The following is a 21,318-nucleotide window of genomic DNA, read 5'->3' as shown; positions in this document are numbered from 1 at the left end:
CGGCACCGACCCCTTTTAAAACTTGTAGGCGACGCCAACGCTGGCGCGGGTGTAATTCATGCTGCTGTTCCCGACCCAGGTCAGCGCCTTCGCGTTCACCTCCCAGTTGGGCGTAATGTCGTAGTTGACTCCGACCTGCAGCGTGAACCAGTTCGGCGAAAGCTTCGGCTCGTTGCCAGCCACCGTCTGCACGATGAAATGGTTGAAGACGACGGCCGACGAAAGCCGCAGCTGGTCCGTTGCCTGGTAGCTCACCCCCAGTTGCACCAGCGCCAGCGTGGAGCCCCATGCGGCGCGGGCGGGTGTGTTGCCCGGATCGAAATCCGTGCGGTTATCGGTGCGAATGACCGAAACGTCGCCATTGAAGAGCCAGTTGTCCACGGCATAGCTTGCCCCGGCAAAGCCGCCGATGCGCGCACTTTGGGCATTCGAGCCGATGGGAGCCGCGTTGAAGCCGGTAAACGAATAGGACGACCCACCCGCTCCGTAGCCACCCAGGATACCGAAGCGGATATAGGGTAGTGGCGTGACGCCCAGCACTCCATCGAAACCGTAGACATTTGCGCTCCCGCCGACCGGCAGGTTGAAGGACGCGATGTTGGACTGGATGGCATGGTGCTCGTAGGTCGTGGAAACCCCGGCGAAGCCGAAGTCACCGATCCCGAAGCTGACACCCAGTGTCGGCGAATAGGTATTTTCCTTGAAGATCGAAGGGCTGCCACGCCGCTCTGCATAGCCATAGCCGAAATCAAGCGAGAGCCGGACATCGTGGAAGACCGACCCTGACGATGAGCGGCGATAGATGTCTGGCAGAGACTTGATCTCGGACGCCGACGGTAGCCGGACAGACTTCTTTGCACTTCCCGCGAAAGCCGGGCCCCCTGTGAAAAGAACCCCTGCGAGAACCACCCCGGCGCAGAGCAAGACCAAAACGGATTTCAACATGTAGAATCCCCTCAAACAATGGGGGATTCGGTATCACGCTGTAGCTCGCTGCCTGTAATCTCTGCGTCTCATCAATCGTCTCAGCGTCTCACAAACCAAACGCCAAGTCCGCTTTTGACGCGATGCGGCCAAAATCACACACTGACATCGAGCACCAATGAGCGCGAATGAAGATCTGGCGCGCGCCCACGGCCTCAGGAAACTCAGAGAACCCTGAACAACCCGCAAGCCGCGTCGAGATCGACCTTGCGCGCAGCACGGCGGCGGATGGCTTCCTCGTCGTCGCCCCACTGGCTGATCTGCCAGTCCTCGTCGACATGGGCGAGACGCCAGGCCTCGTCGGCATCGACAACGGCCTCGGCATAGGCGAGCGCCAGAAGCGCCGAGCCGGTCAGCGTCGTCACCGTATGGAGACAGGCGAGACGAAAGGCGTCGTCGTGACGCTTCAGGCCGGCGCCAAAGGCGGCGATCGCCTCGCGGGGCTGTTCCTGATGCATCACGCCTTCGGCGAGGATGAAACGGGCGCCAAGCCGGTCCGAGGCCCAGCCTAGGATCGGGTCCCAGCTCTCGGCCTGCAATTCGACAAGCCGCTGCGGCGCATCGGCGCGGTAGCAGAGAAGATCGGTCGAGGAATAGCGCAGGATATCTTCGAAGACCGGCTGCGGGTCGAGCGCCACGCCGTCGATCACCGTGTTGACCAGACGTGTCACCGGCATGCTGAGCGGATTGATCACATCCTTCTGCGCCGCCCATTCGGCCGCCACCATCTCGGCCGCCGTTGGTGTCGGCAAGGCGAGCTTGGCTTTGGAGGGCGTGCGCACCGTCTTGCCGTCGAGCAGGACGGCATAACCGCCCTCGCCGTCTTCACCCACGCCCACGGCGTCATAGAAGCGCTTCGGCAGCGGCGTCTTCATCTGGATCTGCGCACGGCGCACCGGGTCCGGATCGGACAGGAAGGCGTCGTTAAGGTCGGTCAGGATGTCTCGCATGGTCTCTTACCCGAATTGAGGCCCGAATTGACGGATCAGCATGGGAATGTCGGTCGTGGCGTCAGCGATCCGGTCGGCACCGGCGCGCTTCAGAGCATCGACCGCGCCATAGCCCCAGGATACGCCGAGCGCATAGGCGCCGGCGGCCTTCGCCATCTCCATATCGTAAATGCTGTCGCCGATGACAATGGTGTCGGCGGGGGAAATTCCCGCGATGTCGCAGCATTCCAGCACCATGGCCGGATGCGGCTTGGAGGGGCAATCGTCGGCCGTGCGGGCAACGAAGAAGGTCTCCGTCCAGCCGTGGCTCTCGCAGATGAGGTTGAGCCCACGGCGGGACTTGCCGGTGACGGCGCCTAGGATGAGGTCATCCTGCCGCGACAGATCCGCGATGACGCCGCCGATGCCCGGAAACAGCGGCTCTTCAAACCCCGCCTCCAGTCGCGTCGCGGCGAAGATCGACTTGTAATGGGCCATCATTGCCTGCGACTGCGCATCCACCTCGTCCAGGCCGCGCATGCGGGCAATCGCGGAATCGAGCGTCAGGCCGATGATCGAATGCGTGGCCGCGGCCTCAGGCTCTTCAAGCTCGAAATGGCGGAAGGTGCGGACCATAACCTCATGGATCAGATGGGCGCTGTCGACCAGCGTTCCATCGCAATCGAAGAGAACCAGTTTCATTCGTCATACTCCGGCCCGTTCTGGTCGAAGCCGAGCAGGTTCCAGGTCTGCACCATATGTGGCGACAGCGGTGCCGTAATCTTCAGCCGTCCGCCCGACGGGTGCGGAATGTCGATATGGCGGGCATGGAGATGCAGCCGGTTCTGGACCCCGCCAGGGAAGGTCCAGTTGAGATCGGCCTGGAAATATTTCGGATCGCCGATGATCGGATGGCCGATATGAGCGGCATGGACGCGCAGCTGATGGGTGCGGCCGGTATAGGGCTCCATCTCCAGCCAGGCGAGGTTCTGCGCCGCCTGCTCGATGATCCGGTAATAGGAAACGGCGTGGTCGGCCCCGTCCTCGCCATGCTTGGTGACGCGCATGCGGTCGCCGTCCGGCGTTTCTTCCTTGACGAGCCAGGTCGAGATGCGGCCTTCGCGCTGCCGCGGCACGCCGCTGACCAGCGCCCAATAGGTCTTCTTGGTGTCACGCTCGCGAAATGCGGCCGTCAGCTTCTGCGCCGCGCCGCGGGTGCGGGCAACGACGAGAACGCCGGACGTGTCACGGTCGAGCCGGTGGACGAGACGCGGCTTCTCGCCCTTCTTGCTGGTCCAGGCTTCGAGCATCTTGTCGATATGGCGCGTGAGGCCCGAACCGCCCTGCACGGCAAGGCCCGCCGGCTTGTTGAGCACGAACACCTTGTCATCCTCATGCAGCAGCATGCGCGACAGAAGTTCGGCGTCGCCCGAATGCTTCAGTTCCTTGCCGGACGGAGCGCCGGTGCGCTCCTCGCCCTTGGCGTCGATATCCATGGGCGGAATGCGCACCTTCTGGCCGGGCTGCACGCGGGCATCGGATTTCACCCGGCCGCCATCGACGCGGATCTGGCCGGAGCGGAGCAGCTTCTGCAGCGCGCCAAAGCCCAGGCCCGGGTAATGGACCTTGAACCACCGGTCGAGCCGCATACCCGCCTCGTCCTCGCTCACGTCCCTATGTTCAATGCCAGCCATTCTACACGTTCCTTTATTCTGGCGTCGCTTTAGCTGAAATGCGGCAGGAAGGCCAGAGAAGAGGTGATGGAGGGAAATGGTGGCCGGATTTGAGGCCCCGTCTCGCGCCGCTATCTTCGGACTTGTCAGAGGATGGCGGTGAGCTGGAGGTCGCCTCCAGACGAAACCGACGGCCCCGCAGCACTCTGAACGCAAAAGCGCATGGCGGAAATTTCGAGATGCCTGAAATTCCGGGAGTCAAGCTTTGCAATCGGAAACGGCCGCATCATTTTTGCATACCTCTACGACTCAGATTAGGTCTAAACTCTCTGCCAAACGGCGCGACGGTTCGCCGCCACGCCCGTCTTTCGGATCGTAAAGGCAGGCATCAGACATGACCGACAGACTTGAACCCAAATTCGTCAGCGTGCTGAAGGAAGGCTACACGCTTTCGCGGCTGAAGGCTGACGCGCTTGCGGGCCTCACCGTCGCCATCGTGGCGCTGCCGCTCTCCATGGCGATTGCGATTTCCTCCGGCGTGACGCCGGAGCGCGGGCTTTACACGGCCATCTTCGGCGGGTTCGTCGTCTCGCTGCTGGGCGGCAGCCGCTACCAGATCGGCGGGCCGGCCGGCGCCTTCATCGTCCTGATCGGCGCAAGCGTGGCGCGCAACGGTGTCGAGGGCCTGATCCTGGCGACCATGATGTCCGGCCTCTTCCTCATGGCGGCGGGCTTCCTGCGGCTCGGCAAATATATCAAATACATCCCCTATCCGGTCACCGTCGGCTTCACCGCCGGCATCGGCGTCATCATCTTCTCCGGCGAAATCCATGATCTCTTCGGGCTGACCACGCAGGGCAAGGAACCGGGGCCGCTTCTCGACAAGCTCCTCTATCTCTGGAGCTACATGGGGACGATCAGCCTGCCGGCGACCGCCGTTGCCGCCTTCACCATCGCCGTCATCCTGATCTTCAAGCGCCTCCTGCCGAACTGGCCGGGCCTGCTCATTGCGGTGACGCTCGCCTCGCTCCTCTCCGTCGTCCTGCATCTGCCGATCGAAACCATTGGCACGCGGTTTGGCGGCATTCCGGACCGGGTGCCGATGCCGCAACTGCCGCCGCTGAACACGGATCTCATCATCAAGGTTCTGCCCGATGCAATTGCCTTCACGCTGCTTGGCGCGATCGAGTCCCTGCTCTCCGCCGTCGTCGCCGACGGCATGTCGGGGCGCCGGCACCGTTCGTCGATGGAACTGATCGCGCAAGGGGCGGCCAACATCGCCTCTGGCCTCTTCGGCGGCATCTGCGTCACCGGCACGATTGCCCGCACGGCCACCAATGTCCGCGCCGGCGCGACAAGCCCGATCTCGGGCATACTGCATTCGGCCTTCGTGCTCGGCTTCCTGCTGGTCGCCGCGCCGCTTGCCAGATACATTCCGCTGGCGGCGCTGGCCGGCGTGCTCGCCTTCGTCTCCTACAACATGGTGGAAAAGTCGGCGATCGGCGCGCTCTTCCGCTCGTCCTGGGGCGATGTGGTCGTGCTTCTCGCCACCTTCCTCATGGTCATCTTCCGCGACCTGACCGAGGGCATCATCGTCGGTTTCGTGCTGGGTGCCTTCCTCTTCATCGAGCGGATGGCCAGGCATGTTCAGGTCAGCGAACAGCCGGGTGATCTCTTTGCCGACGATACGGAAGCTCCGGAAAAACCGTTCCGTGCGACCGACCCCGACACGGCCGTCTACCGCATTTCGGGCGTCTTCTTCTTCGGCGCGGCGGCAACGGTGGCCGCCGTCTTCGACCGCATCGGCGATACCCACAAGAACTTCATCCTCGATTGCTCCTCGGTGCCGTTCCTCGATTCTTCCGCGGCCAATGTTATTGAAGGTGCCGTTCGCAAGGCCGGACGCGGTGGCGTCCGCGTCCTGATCGCCGGCGCTTCGCCGGATGCCCGCGCCATGCTGGAAGCCCATCATGTGAAGGCCCCGGCGGTCGAATATTTCGCGACCTTCAAGGAGGCGGCCGCAGCCGTTCACCTCCAGCCGCCGCGCTTCGCCGAGACAAAAGCCGGCTGAGACGTCTTTCCCCTGGCCGGCTCAGACTGTATGAACCGGCCATGTCTGAAGAAAGCCCGAATCCCATCATCTATGTCGATGCCGACGCCTGCCCGGTGAAGCCGGAAGTGCTGAAGGTTGCCGAGCGGCACGGTCTCAAGACCGTCTTCGTCGCCAATTCAGGCCTGCGTCCCTCGCGCGATCCGATGGTGGTCAACGTCATCGTCAGCGCCGGCTTCGATGCCGCCGACAACTGGATCGCCGAGAATGCCGGCGACCACGATATCGTCATTACCGCCGACGTGCCGCTGGCCGTGCGCTGCGTCGACAAGGGCGCGCTGGTGACGGGGCCGCAGGGCCGCATCTTCGACCGTGCCAATATCGGCATGGCCTCTGCCATGCGCGACCTGGGCCAGCACCTGCGCGAAACCGGCGAAAGCAAGGGCTATAACGCCGCGTTCAGCCAGCGCGACCGCTCGGCGTTCCTCGAAACGCTCGACCGGCTCTGCCGCCGGGCCAAGGCCTTTCCGGGAAAGGCATGATCCGGCACCCCGTCCGGACATGCACAACAACAAGACAAGTTTGATACAGGACCAGAACCCATGAAGATCATTTCCGAAAACGTCTCCTTCGACGGCGTGCAGGGCGTCTATAGCCACACGTCGAAGATCACCGACACCGAGATGACCTTCGCGGTCTATGTTCCCCCGCAGGCGGCGCACGCGCCCTGCCCGGTCGTCTGGTATCTGTCTGGCCTCACCTGCTCCCATTCCAACGTGATGGAAAAGGGCGAGTATCGCCGCGCCGCCTCAGAACTCGGGCTGATCATCGTCTGCCCCGACACCAGCCCGCGCGGCGACGAGGTGGCCGACGAAGCCGGCAACTGGCAGATGGGCAAGGGTGCGGGCTTCTATCTCGACGCCACCGAGGCGCCCTGGGCGACGCATTACCAGATGTATTCCTACATCACCGAAGAACTGCCTGCGATCATCGCCGCCAATTTCCGCGCCGACATGAGCCGGCAGGCCATCTTCGGCCATTCCATGGGCGGCCACGGCGCCCTGACGATCGCATTGAAGAACCCGCAGCGCTTCAGAAGCTGCTCGGCCTTCGCCCCGATCGTCAATCCGATGGAGGCCGACTGGTCCGTGCCGGCCTTCGAGAAATATCTCGGCAACGACCGGGCCGCCTGGCGCCATTACGACGCCTGCGCCCTCATCGAGGACGGCGCGCGCTTCCCGGAATTCCTGATCGATCAGGGCTCCGCCGACAGCTTCCTGCAGAAGGGCCTGATGCCCTGGAAGCTGGAAGAGGCGGTGAAGGAGACGGGCATCGGCCTCGTGCTCAACATGCGCGAGCGCTACGACCACTCCTACTATTTCATCTCGACCTTCATGGCCGATCACCTGAAATGGCATGCGGAGCGGCTTGTCTGATCGCCGCCTATTTGCGCAGGCTGAAATCGCCCGAGAGCAGCGCGCCCTGCGGGCATGACGCAAGCGACTCGCCCGTGCAGGCCTCGTCCGGCACGGGAAGCGTCTGGCCCGGCACGCTGCCCGTCTTCGTCTGATCCTGCTTCACCTGATCCTGGGGCGCATCCGTCCCGGCTGCTGCGCGCATCAGCGTGTCCAGCGCATCATTCGAAAGCGCCGGATCGACGGCCGCCTTCTCCGAGGCGGCAGGCTTTGATGCGGGCGCCTTCTTGGTGTGTTCACCCGCAGCGCGCGCTCCATTCGAAGCCAGTGCAGCCTGCGAGGTCGGGAGATTGAAATTCCGGCGGACGCGCGCGGCAATGCCGGTGGCCAGCTGGCTCGAAGCATGCGCCTCATCGACGGAGACCGCATCTTCGTGGAAGGAGGCGGTCTGCACCATCTTGCCGCCGGAGGTCGGCTTCAGCGTCACCGTGACATCGGCGCCGGACTTGTAGCCAGTGGCGACCTTGCCGCCGGAGAACCCGGAAATGAGGACCGACATCTGAACCGGTGAGGCACCGGACTTCGACGGAGCCGACCGAATGGCGGTGACAAGATCGGCGCTCACGGCCTCGGAAACGGCCTGTGGTGCCACGCCGGACATCGAAACGGACTTGATCGCATAGGCCTGAACGTCAGCCGAGGTCGGAGCAAAGGCTGTCGTCATGCATCCGGACAGAGCTGTAGCGACACCCGCCAACATCACCGTCGTGAGAAGAAATCGAGCCATTGCGAATCCCGTACTGCAAACCAAACGTTCGCGCGAAGGTTACGCCAATTGACCGATGAAACAACGAAAAGAGGGGACGGCTCAGTTGCCGTCCACAGTCCTGAGACCGATCCAGGCGTCCTTGACCGCCTCGTAATGCTCTTCCGGCTTGTACTCCGCAACCTGCAGGCCTTGGGTCTGCACAGTCAGCTGGCCGGAGGCAGCGAGGACGCCGTAGCTTGCCACGACGAGATCGTGCTGCGCCTGGGCAAGGTTGAGCTTGGCTGTCAGAACCGTCTGCTGCGAGTTGAGCACGTCGAGCGTGGTCGCCTGACCGACATTGCGCTCTTCGATGACGCCCGAAAGGGCAAGGTTGGAGGCCGACACGGCCTGCTTGTTCGCGGTGATCGCGGCGCTGGCGGCCTGCATCTGCGCATAGGCCGAGACGATGGACTGGCGCACCGAAAGACGGGCCGAATCCACCTTGATCTGGTTCGCGCCCATCGTTTCCTTGGCCTGACGCACCGCGCCATATTCCGCACCGCCCTTGTAGAGCGGGATGGTCAGCTGCGCGGTGACGCTTGCCGAGTTGGCTGGGGCTGACGATCCACCGGCCGGATTGACGAACGTACGCCCGACGCCGGCCTGGACGGCGACACCCGGGAGAAGCGCACCTTCGGCAGACTTCACCTGATAGCCGGAGGAATCAGCCACATGCTGGGCCGCCAGGATCGAGGGATGCTGCTGCAGACCCAGCGAAACCGCCTTGTCGAGCGTGGCCGGCATGCCGCGCTTGGCAGCGGCCGGCAGCGAAATCCCCTTCGGCTCCTCGCCGACGATCTGCATGTAGGTTGCTTCGGCAATCTTCTGCTGGGCAACGGCCGCGGCAAGCTGCGCCTGGGCGGCGGCAAGCTGCGCCTGCGCCTGGCTGACATCGGTCTTGGTGCCCTCACCCACCTGCAGACGGGCATTGGCGGCCTTCACCTGTTCGTTGAGGAAGCCGAGGTTCTGCTTGCGGATCGAAACAAAGTCCTTGTAGAGCGCAATGTTGGCATAAGCCTGAACAGCCGCATAGAGGATCTGCATTTCCGTGCCGCGAACCTGCTCACGGGTCGCGTAAACGCCGGATTCCGCCGCGTTGATACGGTTCAGCCCCTGGAAGCCATCAAAGATCTGCTGCGTTACGGTCAGCGAAATGGTATCCTGCTGCGAATATCGATCAGCGCCGGCCACGTTGTTGATGCCATAGGCGCCCGCATTCGTATGCGCAGCGGTAATACCGATCTGCGGACGGTAAGCGGCCTTGGCGATCGTCACATTCTCGTCGGTGGCGCGCAGGCTGGCGCGCGCGGCATTCACATCCGGATTGTTCGCGTAGGCCTTGGCCATGGCGCCCTGGATCGTCTCGGCCTGGGCCGACAGCGTGGCAACCAACAAGGCCGGAACGGCGACCGCTGCAAGAAGCGTCCTACGGAAACTAATCACGGATATTCTCCCGAGTGAACGCCGAACTTCAAAGGCGCGACGATAATTTAGACATACGCAATTCAACATGTCGAAGCCTGTCTTCAAGCCCAAAGGCCCGTCAGGCTATGCAATCCGGGATCGTGTTACCCCAGGGCAACACTCCCGGATGGCTACATTTCGTTCTCAGAACACGAATTCAGCGACCTTGCGGAAACCGGGCAGCGGCTTGACCGAGGTGTTGAACGCGAAGCGCTTGGAAACCGAAGCACCTTCACGAACATAGACCTGTGCCGTCGAGGCATTGCCATAGCCTACCACAGCCACCAGACGGCCACCGTCACGCAGCTGGTCGAAAAGCGCATCCGGAACAACTTCCACGGCGCCATTCAGGAAAATGATGTCGAACGGTGCTTCGCTGGCATAGCCCTTCTCGAGGGCACCCTTGACGACGGATACGTTGTCGAAGCCCTGCTCGGCCAGCACCACGGTGGCGCGCGATACCAGATTTTCATCCGATTCCAGCGCGACAACCGACTTTGCGACCAGCGAGGTGACCGCCGAGGCGTAGCCGGTGCCGGCGCCGACGTCGAGCACGCTGTCGTCCGGGCCGATCTCGGCAGCCTGCAGCAGCTTGGCAAGCGGCGACGGTTCCATGACGAATCGCGGCGCCAGGCCGTCAGCGGCCGGAGCGATTTCGAGGTCGCTGTCGATATAGGCAAGCGCTGCCAGCTTTTCGGGAACAAAAGCCTCGCGCGGCACCGTCAGGAAGGCCGAAAGAAGCGAGTGAGAGGTTACATCGGTCGTGCGCAGCTGGTTGTCCACCATCCGGGCGCGCGCAGATTCAAAGTCGATCATAAGCTATGTCCCTGTTCCGTCTGACAATCCGCTGACAGGACGGCGGCGGATTTTCGGGCGTTTCCTAACGGTCTTTAACCGTGGCCGATGACGCTTTCAAGCGCGCTCTGAGCAATTGCGGGAAAAATCGGGCAGCCGTTGCAGCCATGCACAGGATAGAGGCAAAGAGCAGCCGACGACAAGGGATCGGAGAGAACGACAAGGCTTCGGAGATCACAAAGAAAAACCCCGGCCGTCAGGGACGTGCCGGGGCATCGTGAAGTTGTGCAGCAACGTGTGCCAGCACCAAATATGGCTCCCCGGGCCGGATTCGAACCGGCGACCTGTCGATTAACAGTCGAATGCTCTACCGCTGAGCTACCAGGGATCATCGCCTTGCGGCGGTTGGCGGCGTAATACAAACGCTTTTCCGATTTGCCAAGCGGTTTTTTGAAAAATCGTCATGAAAATCTTGAAAGGCCCGGAAAACAACCGATTTGTGGTGAAGGAAAAGATAGCTTCAGGCTGTGGATAGACGAACGGCTGCCGCACCCACCGGCGGAAAAAAGGAATCTGAAAGGCGATATGGCATATTTCCAGATAGCAAATGGCGAGATCGAGGTGGCAAACCGCAAGTTTCGCCTCCCCCGGGCCCGCGGCGCGCGCATCGGTCTGGGTGTAGCCTTCATATTTGGCGGCTTTCTCGGCTTCCTTCCCGTGCTCGGCTTCTGGATGATCCCGCTCGGCTTCCTGATTCTTTCGCAGGACATTCCGCTTGCCCGCCGCTGGCGCCGACGCATGGCGGTGAACTTGGCGCGGCGGCGCAGAGAAAAAGCCGAAGACGGACGATAAAACCTCTTGCAGTCCGTCTATATTCATTCTAAATCGCCCCTCGTCGCGGGACGGGTTCCCACGGCGGGCACCAGTGAATGCCTTTTCCTCCTGAGGAAAAAACCGGTGCAGTGAGGCCTCGTGGCGGAGTGGTGACGCAGAGGACTGCAAATCCTTGTACCCCGGTTCAATTCCGGGCGAGGCCTCCAAAAAATTCCAATCACTCCATTCGACAATTCAATGCACCTGATGAATATCGGGTTCAGCGGATTGCGTTTCCGTCGCGCCGAGCGCTTTTGCAGGTTTGGTGAAGTAGCTCGGCGTCTTCTATCAATTGATCGCTCGCCCCTCGTGGCAGAATCGGGCCGTCATCATCCTCCGCCACTGAAAACGCCGCGGCCCCAGCGTTGAAGCTGGCGCGGCGGCGTGGTCTGCCATAGCTATCCTTCCCTGCTTTCCCGCCGCATGGCGTGCTCGCTCTCGATCGCAAGTCGGGCGACCTTCACGACCAGACCGAGCGATGGGATGCCGACGATGACGGCGAGGATGTAGGAGGCGATCGTGTTGAGGTTGAACAGGCCGGACAAGGCCCATGCAAAGGCGCCGACCGCGCTGAGAAGTTCGACGGCGATCAGTGTGGTCACCGAGACAATACCGAATAGGCTCCCTATCGTGAGACCAGTTCGTTTCATGAGAAAATCCATTCCTTGAAGGCGCGCAAGCGCGCCTGCCCCTTGCAAAGCCAAGGGACAATCCTTCCGTGGAGCGCGATGAGGCGCTCGTGAACAATGAAGGGTCAGGAAACCGGGGGCGAACGGGCCCGCTGGTATTCCGGCTCAACGGAGGAAACACCGTCGGCCGTCTCGACTGAAAACAGGCGGTTGAGGCCGAAAGGCGCAAGCCCGGCAAGTGCCGGCAGGACGGCGACAATCGAACCGCCTGCGGACGGCGGGAGCGGGTCCCGTGTCGAGACGAGCGCCTGAACGACGGCGCGATGCGAGGGCAATGCAATTCTTGCATCGGGCATCGCCTTTGCAAGGCTGGGGGTGCCCGGTTCAACGATATAGGGCGTTACGAAATGATAAGGCGCAAACCCCAGACACAGGAGTGCCAGGATCAAGACCAGATATTTGCGCACCGGTATCAGCTGCATCCGCATTCCATCGTGAGGACCACGACGCTGCTACCACGCATTGGAACGAAGTGCCAGAACGACGACAGGGAACCGCTCGCGTTTTGAGATTCGGAGAATGTGCATTTCGGCGCGCAAGACGATGCCAGTGTTCCTCGGCGTGGCGCCGGTGAAATGTCCGCAACCCTCGATGCAACGCTCGCGGCGGCTCATCACCGCAAGCTCCGTCATCGTCCGAGCGATGAGTCGCGAAGAGCCCGCAAAGCAGAGCCGGGGTGGTTGAAAACCCCGGCTCGTTCCGGAAGGACCCCGGGTTTTCGCCCTACTTCCGGAAGACAGAAGTCGGCGGCCCGACTGGAGGTTAGGGCACCGACTAGTTTGTCCAGGAACATAAGTTCCCGACCGCTTTATCGTATAATAAGGTGACCGTAGCAAATCAAAAATGCGTGAGTTTCACCAGAACCCGAAGAAAAATTTCATCAGGCGGCGACGCGCGGCATCTTGGCCCGCATCAGCATGCCGAAGAGATCGCGCGGTTCATCCGGGTCGGCAAGCAGGTCCAGCTCTTCGTAAAGTCCGGTCTCGACCAGCTTGGCGCGAACGTAGCGCAGCGCCGAAAAATCCTCGACCGCAAAGCCGACTGAATCGAACAGCGTGATCTCGTCGCGCCCCTGCCGTCCCTCTGCCCTGCCCGCCATCACGCTCCAGAGCTCGATGACCGGATGATCCGCCGCCAGCTGCTGGATTTCGCCCTCGATGCGCGTCTGCGGCGGATATTCGACGAAGATGGAGGCGCGGTGAAGGATGTCGGCATGCAGCTCCGTCTTGCCCGGGCTGTCACCGCCAACCGCGTTGATGTGAATGCCGGGGCCGATCATGTTGTCGGTGAGGATCGTCGCATTCAGCTTGTCGGCCGTCACGGTCGTCACGATATCCGCGCCCATGACCGCCTCTTCTGCCGAGGCGCAGATCACGCAGTCGATCCCGGATCCGGCAAGATTGCGCGCGCATTTCGCGCTGGCAGACCGCTCGATGTCATAGAGACGGACCCTGTCGATGCCGAGCAGCGCCTTGAAGGCGAGCGCCTGGAATTCCGATTGCGCGCCATTGCCGATGATCGCCATGGTCCGTGCATCCTTGCGCGCCAGATATTTTGCGGCCAGCGCCGACATCGCCGCCGTGCGCAGCGCCGTCAGCATCGTCATCTCGGAGAGCATCAGCGGATAGCCCGTTGCCATGTCGGCGAGCAGGCCAAAGGCAGTCACCGTCTGGCGACCGGCCCGCGTGTTCTTCGGATGGCCGTTGACATATTTGAACCCGTAGACCTCGCCATCCGTCGTCGGCATCAGTTCGATGACGCCCTCCTGGCTGTGAGCCGGAATGCGCGCCACCTTGTCGAAGCTCTCCCAGCGCCGGAAATCCTTCTCGATCTCCCCCGCAAGCTCGATCAGGAACGTCTCCACCCCGATGCGGTGGACGAGCTTCATCATGTTGTCGACGCTGACGAAGGGCACGATGTTGAGTTTTTCCTGCATGGTTCACCTCTGTGGTTTTTATTTTCATTCAATATGTGTGGGACGGCCGGTCCATCACGCGCTTGCCCATCAGGCTCGCCGCCAGATCGGTCATCAGGATCGCGGTGCGGCCGCGCTCATCCAGGAACGGATTGAGCTCAACGAGATCGAGGCTAGTGACGAGGCCGCTATCCGAGACGATTTCCATGATCAGATGCGCTTCGCGGAAGGTCGCGCCACCGGGAACGGTGGTGCCGACGCCCGGCGCAATCGTCGGATCAAGGAAGTCGACATCGAGGCTGACATGGAGATCGCCGCCGGCCGCCTTCACCCTGTCGAGGAAACGTTTGAGCAGCGGCACGACACCCACTTCGTCGATCATCCGCATGTCGCAGACCGTGACGCCATGGGCGGCGAGCGCCACCCGCTCGGCCGGATCGACGCTGCGAATGCCCATCATGCAGATATTCTTCGGATCGACCGGATAGGCCGGGCGCTCAAGCGCGCCGTCAAATCCGCCCAGTCCGCAGGCATAGGCCATCGGCACGCCATGCAGATTGCCGCTCGTGGTCGTCTCCAGCGTATGGAAATCCGGATGCGCATCGAGCCAGAGCACGAAGAAGGGCCGGCCATTCTGGCCCGCATGGGCGGAGTTGCCGGTGAGTGATCCTGCGGCGAGGCTATGATCACCGCCGATGACGACCGGCACGCCCTCGTCCCGCGCCGCCATCACCGCATCGCGGATCGCCTCGGTCCAGCCGACGAATTCGGGGAGAAACTTGAGAACAGGATTGGTGTGATGCGCGCCCTCGCCGCCCCGGCGCACGAGATTGCCGCGATCCTCGACCTCATGGCCAAGCTCGGCAAAGGCCTGGATGAGGCCTGCCGCCCGAAACGCGTCGGGTCCCATGTTGCATCCGGGCCGGCCCGTCCCCTCCTGCACGGGAGTCCCGATGACGATGAGTTTCTGCTGGTCCATGCTGCTCTCCTGATCCTTGTCAAACTCTAGAGGTGATTTCCGGCGATATGAACAAACCAAATTGGCAATTTAGCCAATCCGGTTTATCATTATGGACAGTCAATGTGACAGTTTGGACATGAAGATGGATGAGTATGATTACAGGCTGATCACGCAACTGCGCCAGAACGGCCGCCGTTCGATCTCCGACCTCGCGCAGGAAACCGGGCTGTCGCGCGCCACCGTCCGCGCGCGGATCGAAAAGCTCGAGCAATCCGGCGACATCGTCGGCTACACGGTGGTTCTGCGCGCCGATGCCTTCAACGCGCCGGTGCGCGGCATCATGCTGATCGAGGTCGAGGGCCGCGCCGGCGAACGCGTCGCGCTGGCACTCGGCGGCTATCCGGAGGTCACGGCACTGCACAACACCAACGGCAAATGGGACTTCATCGCCGAAGTCGCCGGCAACAGCCTGACCGAATTCGACGCCATTCTCCACCGCATCCGCCGCATCCCCGGCATCGTCTCATCCGAAACGAACATCCTGCTCTCGACGCCGAAGAGCACCAGCGCGCGGCTTTGACCTGAACTGCGACGACAGAGCCTGATCTGCTCGGCCATCGCAGCCGTATGCGGTTCTGACAGATACATTCCGTGAAGCGGCATTCGAATGACCAAGACAAGCACTCCGACACTCGTTCTCATCCGCCGAGACCTGCGCCTTGCCGACAATCCGGCCTTGGCGGAGGCCGTGAAGCGCGGAGGCCCGGTCATTCTTCTCTATATCCGGGAGACCGACGACCCGGATGCAGGCGCGCTTGGCGCCGCGCAGCGCTGGTGGCTGCATCACTCGCTGACGCGGCATATGAAGGCCTGCGAAAGTCGCGGCAACCGGATCATTCTGCGCACCGGCAGTCAGAACGAGATCGTCGGGAAGATCGTCAGGGAGACCGGCGCGACCGCGATCTACTGGAACCGGCGCTATCATCTCAAGGGTCGCGAGACCGATGCCGCGCTGAAGACCTGGGCGAAAGCGCACGGGCTGGAGGCGAAAAGCTTTGCCGCCAACCTGCTCCACGAACCGTCCAAGCTGCTCACAGGCGCGGGCGGCCCCTACCGGGTCTATACGCCCTTCTGGAAGGCCTTCTCCGCTACGGAAAGCTTTGGCGAGCCCCTGCCCCCACCTTCAAAAATTCCAGCACCGGAGCATTTTCCCGACAGCGAGGCGCTGGACGACTGGAAGCTTCTGCCCACCAGACCGAACTGGGCCGCATCCTTCATGAACGCATGGATCCCCGGCGAACAGGGTGGCAAGGTGGCGTTGCTCTTCTTTCTTGAGGAGGCGATGCGCGGCTATCGCACCCAGCGCGACCTTCCGGGCGGAAAGAACACGTCGCGTCTCTCGCCCCACCTGGCACTTGGCGAAATCTCGCCGCTGCAGATCTGGCACGCGGTGAAGGAGGACGAAAAAGGCCATCCGACCGAAGACACAGTCCATTTCCTCAAGGAGCTTGCCTGGCGCGAATTCTCCTGGCACCTGCTGTTTCACTATCCCGATCTGGCGGAGAAGGAATTCAATCCGCGCTTTGCCGACTTCGGCTGGTCCTTCGACGATCGCGCCTTCCGTGCCTGGACGCGAGGCATCACCGGCTATCCGGTCGTCGATGCCGGCATGCGCGAACTCTGGAAGACCGGTTGGATGCACAATCGCGTCCGCATGATTGCCGCGTCCTTCCTCATCAAGGACCTGATGATCGACTGGCGGCATGGCGAACAATGGTTCCGCGACACGCTGGTCGATGCCGACCCCGCCTCCAACGCCGCCAGCTGGCAATGGGTCGCCGGCTCCGGCGCCGATGCCGCCCCTTACTTCCGCATCTTCAATCCGACCCTTCAGGGCGAGAAATTCGATCCGCAGGGCGAGTATATCCGCCGCTACGTTCCGGAAATCAGCCGGTTGGGCAATGATGCGATCCACAAGCCTTTCGAGGCGAGCAAGGCAGCACTCGACAAGGCGGAAATCCGGCTGGGCTTTACCTACCCGAAGCCTCTCGTCGATCATGCCCACGCCCGCGCCCGGGCTCTGTCCGCCTATGATGCGATCAAAGGTTCGGACTGACTTCGATCGCCTCCCTAGTCAATAATTAGCCGGATAAATAGAAGCCTGCTTGCGGCCGTAGTCGCGGCGCGTTGATCCATTTGCTCCCGACAAATGCCAGACTTTCTTGGAACAACCTCCACCAATGAGCCGTTTGACAAGCAGGCTGCTGCACTCGGCAGCACCTGTTTCGCCCATTCGCTCACAAGCAAGACGGAGGAAGCCATGCCTTCCATCAACAACGCAAAGATCCTCATCATGTCCACCAACGGTTTCGAGCAGTCGGAACTGATGGTGCCGCTGGAGAAGCTCAAGCAGGCCGGCGCGACCGTGCATGTCGCAACACCTGACGGCCAGGCCATCAAGGGCTGGAAGGACAAGGACTGGGGCGATAGCGTCAATGCCGATCTCAAGATCGCTGACGCCAGGATCGACAACTACGATGCACTCGTCCTGCCGGGTGGTCAGATGAATCCCGATATTCTCCGCACGGTTGGAGAAGCCGTCACGCTGATCCAGCAGTTCACAAAAAGCGGCAAGGTGATTGCCGCGATCTGCCACGCCCCGTGGCTGCTGATCGAGGCCGGTATCATCAAGGGCCGTGAAGCAACCTCCTATCACTCCATCAAGACCGACATGATCAATGCCGGTGCCCGCTGGAGCGATGTCGATGTGGCGACCGACGAAGGCATCATCACCAGCCGTTCACCGAAGGATCTGGACGCCTTCGTGGCGAAGATCATCGAGGAAATCGGCGAGGGCCGCCACGAGCGCTACGCGGCCTAACATGCCCGGCTCCAAGTGCTGGCGGGCGGCTGCGGTCGTCCGCCGGCACTTTTCGTGATCGCGGCGAAAGCCGACAAAAGTTCAAAGCGGAACAAACCTTCGCCTTTCGCACACAAAAACGAAAACGATTGCCTTGCGAAATGCCCTTTTCGCAGACAAAACTCGCGGCAATTTCAAAGACTGCGAGAATGAGAAGGTCGTTGCCATGTCCCAGTTCCCCTCCGTCAACGAAGCCATCGGCAATACGCCGCTGATCAAGCTGAAAAAGGCCTCGGAACTGACGGGCTGCACCATTCTCGGCAAGGCGGAGTTTTTGAACCCCGGCCAGTCGGTGAAGGACCGCGCCGCGCTCTACATCATCCGCGATGCCGAGAAGAAGGGCCTGCTGAAGCCCGGCGGCGTGATCGTCGAAGGCACGGCCGGAAATACCGGCATTGGCCTCACCATGGTCGCCAAGGCGCTCGGCTACCGCACGGTCATCGTCATCCCCGAAACACAGAGCCAGGAAAAGAAGGACGCGCTGCGCCTTCTTGGCGCCGAACTCGTCGAGGTCCCGGCCGTTCCCTACAAGAACCCGAACAACTATGTGAAACTCTCCGGCCGTCTGGCAGAACAACTGGCAAAGACCGAGCAGAATGGCGCGATCTGGGCCAACCAGTTCGACAATGTCGCCAATCGCGACGCCCATATCGCCACCACCGCGCCTGAAATCTGGGAAGCGACGAATGGCAAGGTTGATGGCTTCATCTGCGCCGTCGGTTCGGGCGGCACGCTGGCCGGCACCGCCATGGGTCTGCGCGGCTTCAACAAGGACATCAAGATCGGCCTTGCCGACCCGGAAGGCGCTGCCCTCTATCAATATTACACGACCGGCGAATTCGCCGCGCCCGGCTCCTCCATCACCGAAGGCATCGGCCAGGGCCGCATCACGGCGAACCTCGAAGGCTTCACGCCGGACTTCTCCTATCGCATCCCCGATAGCGAGGCGCTGCCGATCGTCTTCGATCTGGTGGAAGAAGAAGGCCTCTGCCTCGGCGGCTCCTCAGGCATCAACATTGCCGGCGCCATCCGCCTTGCCAGGGACCTCGGCCCCGGTCACACCGTGGTGACAATCCTCTGCGATTACGGCAACCGCTACCAGTCAAAACTTTTCAATCCTTCATTCCTTGAAGAAAAGGGCCTGCCCGTGCCACAATGGTTGCTCACGAATCCCGATATCCGGGTTCCTTACCAGCCCGTGGACTGAAGTTTGAATGCCCACCAGACTGTTGTTTCGCGACGATTTCTATCTTTCGACCTGCGAAGCAACTGTCACCGCTGTGCATGACGACGGGTCTATAGAACTCGATCAGACCTGTTTCTACGCCACTTCGGGCGGCCAGCCGGGCGATACCGGCTTTCTCGAACGCGCCGATGGCAGCCGCATTGCACTTGGCGTGACGGTGACGGGCGAGACGAAGGACATCATCCTGCACCGCTCGCTCGAAGGCGAGCCGCGCCCGGAGGTCGGCGAAAAGCTGGTTCTGCACATCGACTGGCCGCGCCGCTACAAGCTGATGCGCATGCACACGGCTTGCCATCTCCTTTCGGTCGTCTGCCCCTATCCGATCACGGGTGCTGCGGTGAGCGAGGATGATTCCCGCGTCGATTTCGACATGAGCGAGACGATCGACAAGGACGAGGTGACGGCAAAGCTCATGGAGCTGGTCAACGCCAATCACCCCATCTTCCTGCAATGGATTACGGATAAAGATCTGGCCGCCAATCCCGGCATCGTCAAATCGAAGAATGTCCGGCCGCCGATGGGCCTCGGTCGCGTCAGTCTGGTCTGCATCGGCGAGAACTCCGCTGTGGACAGCCAGCCCTGCGGCGGCACGCATGTCTCCGAGACGCAGGAAGTCGGCGCAATACATATCGCGAAGATAGAGAAAAAGGGTAAGGAAAACCGAAGGTTCCGAATTCGATTCGGCGCACCCGGTGATGCCTCTTAAAGCATTTCCAGCCAAAGCGGTTCCGCTTTGGCGTCGGACAATGCGACAACAGGAAACGAGAGCCTGAAAGGTGAAAGCTTTCACCGAACAGGGCTCAGAGGAAAACAACAATGACTGCTGACAAGAGCCGCTTCGTCGTTGAAGCCGACTGGGTCGAAAAACAGCTGGGCGCACCCGAATTCAAGATCGTCGATGCCGCCTGGTACCTGCCGGCGCAGAACCGCAATGGCGCGGAAGAATATGCGGCCGGTCACATTCCGGGTTCCGTCTTCTTCGATCAGGATGCCATTGCCGATCATTCGACCGGCCTGCCGCATTCCATCCCCTCGCCGGACGTCTTCGCAACCGAAGTCGGCAAGCTCGGCATCTCCGAAAGCGATACGATCGTCGTTTATGATGGGCCGGGCTTTTTCAGCGCGCCGCGTGTCTGGTGGCTCTTCCGCCTCATGGGCGCCGAGAAGGTTTATGTCCTCAATGGCGGTCTCGATGGCTGGAAGCGTGACGGACGTCCGCTGGAAACCGACCTGCCGGAGCCCGCACCTGCGACCTTCACGCCGAATTTCAAGGCCGACAAGGTCACGACATTCGATGCCATGAAGGACATCGTCGCCTCCGGCTCGAAGCAGATTGCCGACGCGCGCGGCGCAGGCCGCTTCACGGCCGAAGAGCCAGAACCCCGCGCTGGCATGCGCGGCGGCCATATGCCGGGCGCGAAGAACCTGCCAATCAGCGTGTTTTCCGAAGCAGGCCGCTTCAAGTCGCTCAGCGAAATCAAGGACACGATCGAGAAGGCCGGGATCGATCTCTCGAAGCCCGTGGTCACGAGCTGCGGCTCTGGCGTGACGGCCGCCGTCATCACGCTGGCGCTGACCTCGCTTGGCCACGACGACAATTCACTTTATGACGGCTCCTGGTCGGAATGGGGTTCCAAATCGGATACGCCCATCGTCACGGGCCGGGAATGAGCAAGATGGCAGCCACGAAGAAGCCGAAGGCCATCAAGGCCCATATCACCTATCTCGAAATGACGGCCCCGCCGAAGGCGCAATTGCCGGTGCCGGCCAACCTGCACACGGCGATCATGCGCGCGGAAAACATTCCGCTGGCCTATTACCGCTATCTCTACCGGCAGGTCGGCGCGCGCTGGCACTGGGTCGACCGCCTGCGGCTGACCGACAAGCGGCTGGCAGCACTGCTGCACAGCGCGGCGAGCTATATCGGCATTCTTTATGTCAACGGCGCGCCGGCCGGTTTCTATGAACTGCGCCACGAAAGCGAAGAGGTCGTCGAACTCTGTCACTTCGGGCTGATGGAACACGCGCTCGGCCTCGGCGTCGGCAAATGGTTCCTCCTGCAGGCGCTTCGCGCCGCCTGGAACCTGAACCCGCAGAAGCTGAAGGTCACGACGAACAATCTCGACCACCCGCGCGCCCTGCAGCTCTACCAGATGTTCGGCTTCTCGCCCGTCTCGACCTCGGACGCGCTGGTGCGCCCGCTGAGCGACGAGGAAATGCTGGAACTGGCGAAACGCGACAGCGGCATGCTGCCGGTGGAGGCTCCGGCGAAGTAAGGGGTTTGGCGGGTTTGGAATCCTATGCCGCGACCACGGCAGCCTTGTCCTCTCCTCCTGTGGGAGAGGAAGCGATTTCAACATCTTAGCTTCAGCTAAGTGTTAGAAATCGCCGGTGAGGGGTCAGCCCCTCGAACCGCCGGAATTCACCCCTCACCAAGCCTGCTATGCCAATCGCTTGTCGCTCTTGGGGCAGGCTATCCTCTCCCACAAGGGGACCATTGCATAACTCGCACTTGTTGGGATTTTGAGGATTGAAGACGCAGCTTTTCGAGCCCGGTTGTTGATTTTCCGGGCTTTTGGGTTGTTCTTTGTCGGCT

General features: G+C 61.7%; 22 protein-coding genes, 2 tRNA genes and 1 pseudogene. 12 read left to right on the top strand and 13 right to left on the bottom strand.

Going from position 1 to position 21,318, the window contains the following annotated elements; all coding sequences use genetic code 11:
- Positions 1-15 precede the first annotated feature (15 nt).
- From LQK84_RS24050 to LQK84_RS24035, 4 genes are all read right to left on the bottom strand, one after another.
- Positions 16-945, bottom strand: coding sequence for an outer membrane beta-barrel protein (locus LQK84_RS24050; RefSeq protein WP_230831334.1), 930 nt, complete (start codon positions 943-945; stop codon positions 16-18).
- Between the two features lie 203 nt (positions 946-1,148).
- Positions 1,149-1,934 (bottom strand): ATP12 family chaperone protein, encoded by a 786-nt coding sequence (locus LQK84_RS24045; RefSeq protein WP_230831333.1) that lies wholly within the window; start codon positions 1,932-1,934, stop codon positions 1,149-1,151.
- Positions 1,935-1,940: 6 nt separating this feature from the next.
- The gene (locus LQK84_RS24040) at positions 1,941-2,615 is read right to left on the bottom strand and encodes an HAD-IA family hydrolase (RefSeq protein WP_230831332.1); all 675 of its coding nucleotides are present in this window, start codon (positions 2,613-2,615) and stop codon (positions 1,941-1,943) included.
- Positions 2,612-3,607 (bottom strand): RluA family pseudouridine synthase, encoded by a 996-nt coding sequence (locus LQK84_RS24035; RefSeq protein ID WP_230831331.1) that lies wholly within the window; start codon positions 3,605-3,607, stop codon positions 2,612-2,614. Before LQK84_RS24035 ends, LQK84_RS24040 begins: the two co-directional genes overlap by 4 nt.
- Before the next feature lie 373 nt (positions 3,608-3,980).
- On the opposite strand from LQK84_RS24035, the gene LQK84_RS24030 reads away from it, so the two are divergent.
- From LQK84_RS24030 to fghA, 3 genes are read left to right on the top strand one after another with little or no spacing between them, the layout of a single operon-like run.
- Positions 3,981-5,657, top strand: coding sequence for a SulP family inorganic anion transporter (locus LQK84_RS24030; protein WP_230831330.1), 1,677 nt, complete (start codon positions 3,981-3,983; stop codon positions 5,655-5,657).
- Positions 5,658-5,698: 41 nt separating this feature from the next.
- Positions 5,699-6,178 (top strand): YaiI/YqxD family protein, encoded by a 480-nt coding sequence (locus LQK84_RS24025; protein WP_230831329.1) that lies wholly within the window; start codon positions 5,699-5,701, stop codon positions 6,176-6,178.
- Between the two features lie 60 nt (positions 6,179-6,238).
- Positions 6,239-7,072, top strand: coding sequence for an S-formylglutathione hydrolase (fghA, locus tag LQK84_RS24020; protein ID WP_230831328.1), 834 nt, complete (start codon positions 6,239-6,241; stop codon positions 7,070-7,072).
- Positions 7,073-7,079: 7 nt separating this feature from the next.
- Here the strand turns inward: fghA and LQK84_RS24015 are convergent, their stop codons facing one another.
- The 4 genes from LQK84_RS24015 to LQK84_RS24000 form a co-directional block, all read right to left on the bottom strand.
- Positions 7,080-7,775 carry a hypothetical protein gene (locus LQK84_RS24015; RefSeq protein WP_230831327.1) on the bottom strand — a complete coding sequence of 232 codons (696 nt, stop codon included), beginning with the start codon at positions 7,773-7,775 and terminating at the stop codon, positions 7,080-7,082.
- A 144-nt stretch (positions 7,776-7,919) separates the two neighbouring features.
- Positions 7,920-9,302: a TolC family outer membrane protein gene (locus tag LQK84_RS24010; protein ID WP_230831326.1), complete on the bottom strand. Its 1,383-nt coding sequence runs from the start codon at positions 9,300-9,302 to the stop codon at positions 7,920-7,922.
- Positions 9,303-9,467: 165 nt separating this feature from the next.
- The gene (locus LQK84_RS24005) at positions 9,468-10,139 is read right to left on the bottom strand and encodes a protein-L-isoaspartate O-methyltransferase family protein (protein ID WP_230831325.1); all 672 of its coding nucleotides are present in this window, start codon (positions 10,137-10,139) and stop codon (positions 9,468-9,470) included.
- 292 nt (positions 10,140-10,431) lie between these two features.
- Positions 10,432-10,506 (bottom strand) — tRNA-Asn (locus tag LQK84_RS24000).
- A 257-nt stretch (positions 10,507-10,763) separates the two neighbouring features.
- Between LQK84_RS24000 and LQK84_RS23995 the strand changes: the two are divergent.
- A pseudogene (locus LQK84_RS23995) lies at positions 10,764-10,970 on the top strand (hypothetical protein); the annotation flags it as partial.
- A 114-nt stretch (positions 10,971-11,084) separates the two neighbouring features.
- Positions 11,085-11,158 (top strand) — tRNA-Cys (locus tag LQK84_RS23990).
- A gap of 231 nt (positions 11,159-11,389) precedes the next feature.
- On the opposite strand, the gene LQK84_RS23985 is transcribed toward LQK84_RS23990, so the two are convergent.
- The 4 genes from LQK84_RS23985 to rocF all read right to left on the bottom strand — a co-directional run bounded on the left by LQK84_RS23985 (position 11,390) and on the right by rocF (position 14,574).
- Entirely contained in the window at positions 11,390-11,593 is a 204-nt protein-coding gene (locus LQK84_RS23985; RefSeq protein WP_230831324.1) for a hypothetical protein, read from the bottom strand.
- 152 nt (positions 11,594-11,745) lie between these two features.
- Entirely contained in the window at positions 11,746-12,102 is a 357-nt protein-coding gene (locus LQK84_RS23980; protein ID WP_230831323.1) for a hypothetical protein, read from the bottom strand.
- A gap of 458 nt (positions 12,103-12,560) precedes the next feature.
- The gene (locus tag LQK84_RS23975) at positions 12,561-13,616 is read right to left on the bottom strand and encodes an ornithine cyclodeaminase (protein ID WP_230831322.1); all 1,056 of its coding nucleotides are present in this window, start codon (positions 13,614-13,616) and stop codon (positions 12,561-12,563) included.
- Positions 13,617-13,644: 28 nt separating this feature from the next.
- Positions 13,645-14,574: an arginase gene (gene rocF, locus LQK84_RS23970; protein WP_230831321.1), complete on the bottom strand. Its 930-nt coding sequence runs from the start codon at positions 14,572-14,574 to the stop codon at positions 13,645-13,647.
- Positions 14,575-14,698: 124 nt separating this feature from the next.
- On the opposite strand from rocF, the gene LQK84_RS23965 reads away from it, so the two are divergent.
- The 7 genes from LQK84_RS23965 to LQK84_RS23935 all read left to right on the top strand — a co-directional run bounded on the left by LQK84_RS23965 (position 14,699) and on the right by LQK84_RS23935 (position 20,998).
- Positions 14,699-15,136: an Lrp/AsnC family transcriptional regulator gene (locus LQK84_RS23965; RefSeq protein WP_230831320.1), complete on the top strand. Its 438-nt coding sequence runs from the start codon at positions 14,699-14,701 to the stop codon at positions 15,134-15,136.
- A gap of 87 nt (positions 15,137-15,223) precedes the next feature.
- A complete protein-coding gene (locus LQK84_RS23960) occupies positions 15,224-16,672 on the top strand; it encodes a cryptochrome/photolyase family protein (RefSeq protein ID WP_230831319.1) in 1,449 nt (482 codons plus the stop codon).
- A gap of 204 nt (positions 16,673-16,876) precedes the next feature.
- Positions 16,877-17,437 carry a type 1 glutamine amidotransferase domain-containing protein gene (locus tag LQK84_RS23955; protein WP_230831318.1) on the top strand — a complete coding sequence of 187 codons (561 nt, stop codon included), beginning with the start codon at positions 16,877-16,879 and terminating at the stop codon, positions 17,435-17,437.
- A 205-nt stretch (positions 17,438-17,642) separates the two neighbouring features.
- The gene (locus LQK84_RS23950) at positions 17,643-18,683 is read left to right on the top strand and encodes a cysteine synthase A (RefSeq protein ID WP_230831317.1); all 1,041 of its coding nucleotides are present in this window, start codon (positions 17,643-17,645) and stop codon (positions 18,681-18,683) included.
- Positions 18,684-18,690: 7 nt separating this feature from the next.
- The gene (locus LQK84_RS23945; RefSeq protein WP_230831316.1) at positions 18,691-19,428 is read left to right on the top strand and encodes an alanyl-tRNA editing protein; all 738 of its coding nucleotides are present in this window, start codon (positions 18,691-18,693) and stop codon (positions 19,426-19,428) included.
- Between the two features lie 110 nt (positions 19,429-19,538).
- Entirely contained in the window at positions 19,539-20,393 is an 855-nt protein-coding gene (gene sseA, locus LQK84_RS23940; RefSeq protein WP_230831315.1) for a 3-mercaptopyruvate sulfurtransferase, read from the top strand.
- A gap of 5 nt (positions 20,394-20,398) precedes the next feature.
- A complete protein-coding gene (locus tag LQK84_RS23935; RefSeq protein WP_230831314.1) occupies positions 20,399-20,998 on the top strand; it encodes a GNAT family N-acetyltransferase in 600 nt (199 codons plus the stop codon).
- 91 nt (positions 20,999-21,089) lie between these two features.
- Here the strand turns inward: LQK84_RS23935 and LQK84_RS23930 are convergent.
- Positions 21,090-21,318, bottom strand: a 229-nt coding sequence (locus LQK84_RS23930; RefSeq protein ID WP_230831313.1) for a hypothetical protein, incomplete at its 5' end; no start/stop codon positions are given.

Origin of the sequence: Rhizobium sp. C4 (assembly GCF_021026315.1) — a bacterium.
GTDB lineage: Bacteria > Pseudomonadota > Alphaproteobacteria > Rhizobiales > Rhizobiaceae > Ensifer_A.
This window is presented reverse-complemented; position numbering and strand designations above follow the sequence as displayed.

Excerpts from the sequence above, each read along its gene's own strand:
- LQK84_RS24040 (WP_230831332.1), bottom strand. The coding sequence starts at position 2,615 with ATGAAACTGGTTCTCTTCGATTGCGATGGAACGCTGGTCGACAGCGCC.
- fghA (WP_230831328.1), top strand. The coding sequence starts at position 6,239 with ATGAAGATCATTTCCGAAAACGTCTCCTTCGACGGCGTGCAGGGCGTC.
- sseA (WP_230831315.1), top strand. The coding sequence starts at position 19,539 with ATGACTGCTGACAAGAGCCGCTTCGTCGTTGAAGCCGACTGGGTCGAA.
- LQK84_RS23950 (WP_230831317.1), top strand. The coding sequence starts at position 17,643 with ATGTCCCAGTTCCCCTCCGTCAACGAAGCCATCGGCAATACGCCGCTG.
- LQK84_RS24045 (WP_230831333.1), bottom strand. The coding sequence starts at position 1,934 with ATGCGAGACATCCTGACCGACCTTAACGACGCCTTCCTGTCCGATCCG.
- LQK84_RS23945 (WP_230831316.1), top strand. The coding sequence starts at position 18,691 with ATGCCCACCAGACTGTTGTTTCGCGACGATTTCTATCTTTCGACCTGC.
- LQK84_RS24035 (WP_230831331.1), bottom strand. The coding sequence starts at position 3,607 with ATGGCTGGCATTGAACATAGGGACGTGAGCGAGGACGAGGCGGGTATG.
- LQK84_RS23955 (WP_230831318.1), top strand. The coding sequence starts at position 16,877 with ATGCCTTCCATCAACAACGCAAAGATCCTCATCATGTCCACCAACGGT.
- LQK84_RS23935 (WP_230831314.1), top strand. The coding sequence starts at position 20,399 with ATGGCAGCCACGAAGAAGCCGAAGGCCATCAAGGCCCATATCACCTAT.
- LQK84_RS24050 (WP_230831334.1), bottom strand. The coding sequence starts at position 945 with ATGTTGAAATCCGTTTTGGTCTTGCTCTGCGCCGGGGTGGTTCTCGCA.
- LQK84_RS23980 (WP_230831323.1), bottom strand. The coding sequence starts at position 12,102 with ATGCAGCTGATACCGGTGCGCAAATATCTGGTCTTGATCCTGGCACTC.
- LQK84_RS23960 (WP_230831319.1), top strand. The coding sequence starts at position 15,224 with ATGACCAAGACAAGCACTCCGACACTCGTTCTCATCCGCCGAGACCTG.
- rocF (WP_230831321.1), bottom strand. The coding sequence starts at position 14,574 with ATGGACCAGCAGAAACTCATCGTCATCGGGACTCCCGTGCAGGAGGGG.
- LQK84_RS24025 (WP_230831329.1), top strand. The coding sequence starts at position 5,699 with ATGTCTGAAGAAAGCCCGAATCCCATCATCTATGTCGATGCCGACGCC.
- LQK84_RS23965 (WP_230831320.1), top strand. The coding sequence starts at position 14,699 with ATGGATGAGTATGATTACAGGCTGATCACGCAACTGCGCCAGAACGGC.
- LQK84_RS24005 (WP_230831325.1), bottom strand. The coding sequence starts at position 10,139 with ATGATCGACTTTGAATCTGCGCGCGCCCGGATGGTGGACAACCAGCTG.
- LQK84_RS24030 (WP_230831330.1), top strand. The coding sequence starts at position 3,981 with ATGACCGACAGACTTGAACCCAAATTCGTCAGCGTGCTGAAGGAAGGC.
- LQK84_RS23975 (WP_230831322.1), bottom strand. The coding sequence starts at position 13,616 with ATGCAGGAAAAACTCAACATCGTGCCCTTCGTCAGCGTCGACAACATG.
- LQK84_RS24015 (WP_230831327.1), bottom strand. The coding sequence starts at position 7,775 with ATGACGACAGCCTTTGCTCCGACCTCGGCTGACGTTCAGGCCTATGCG.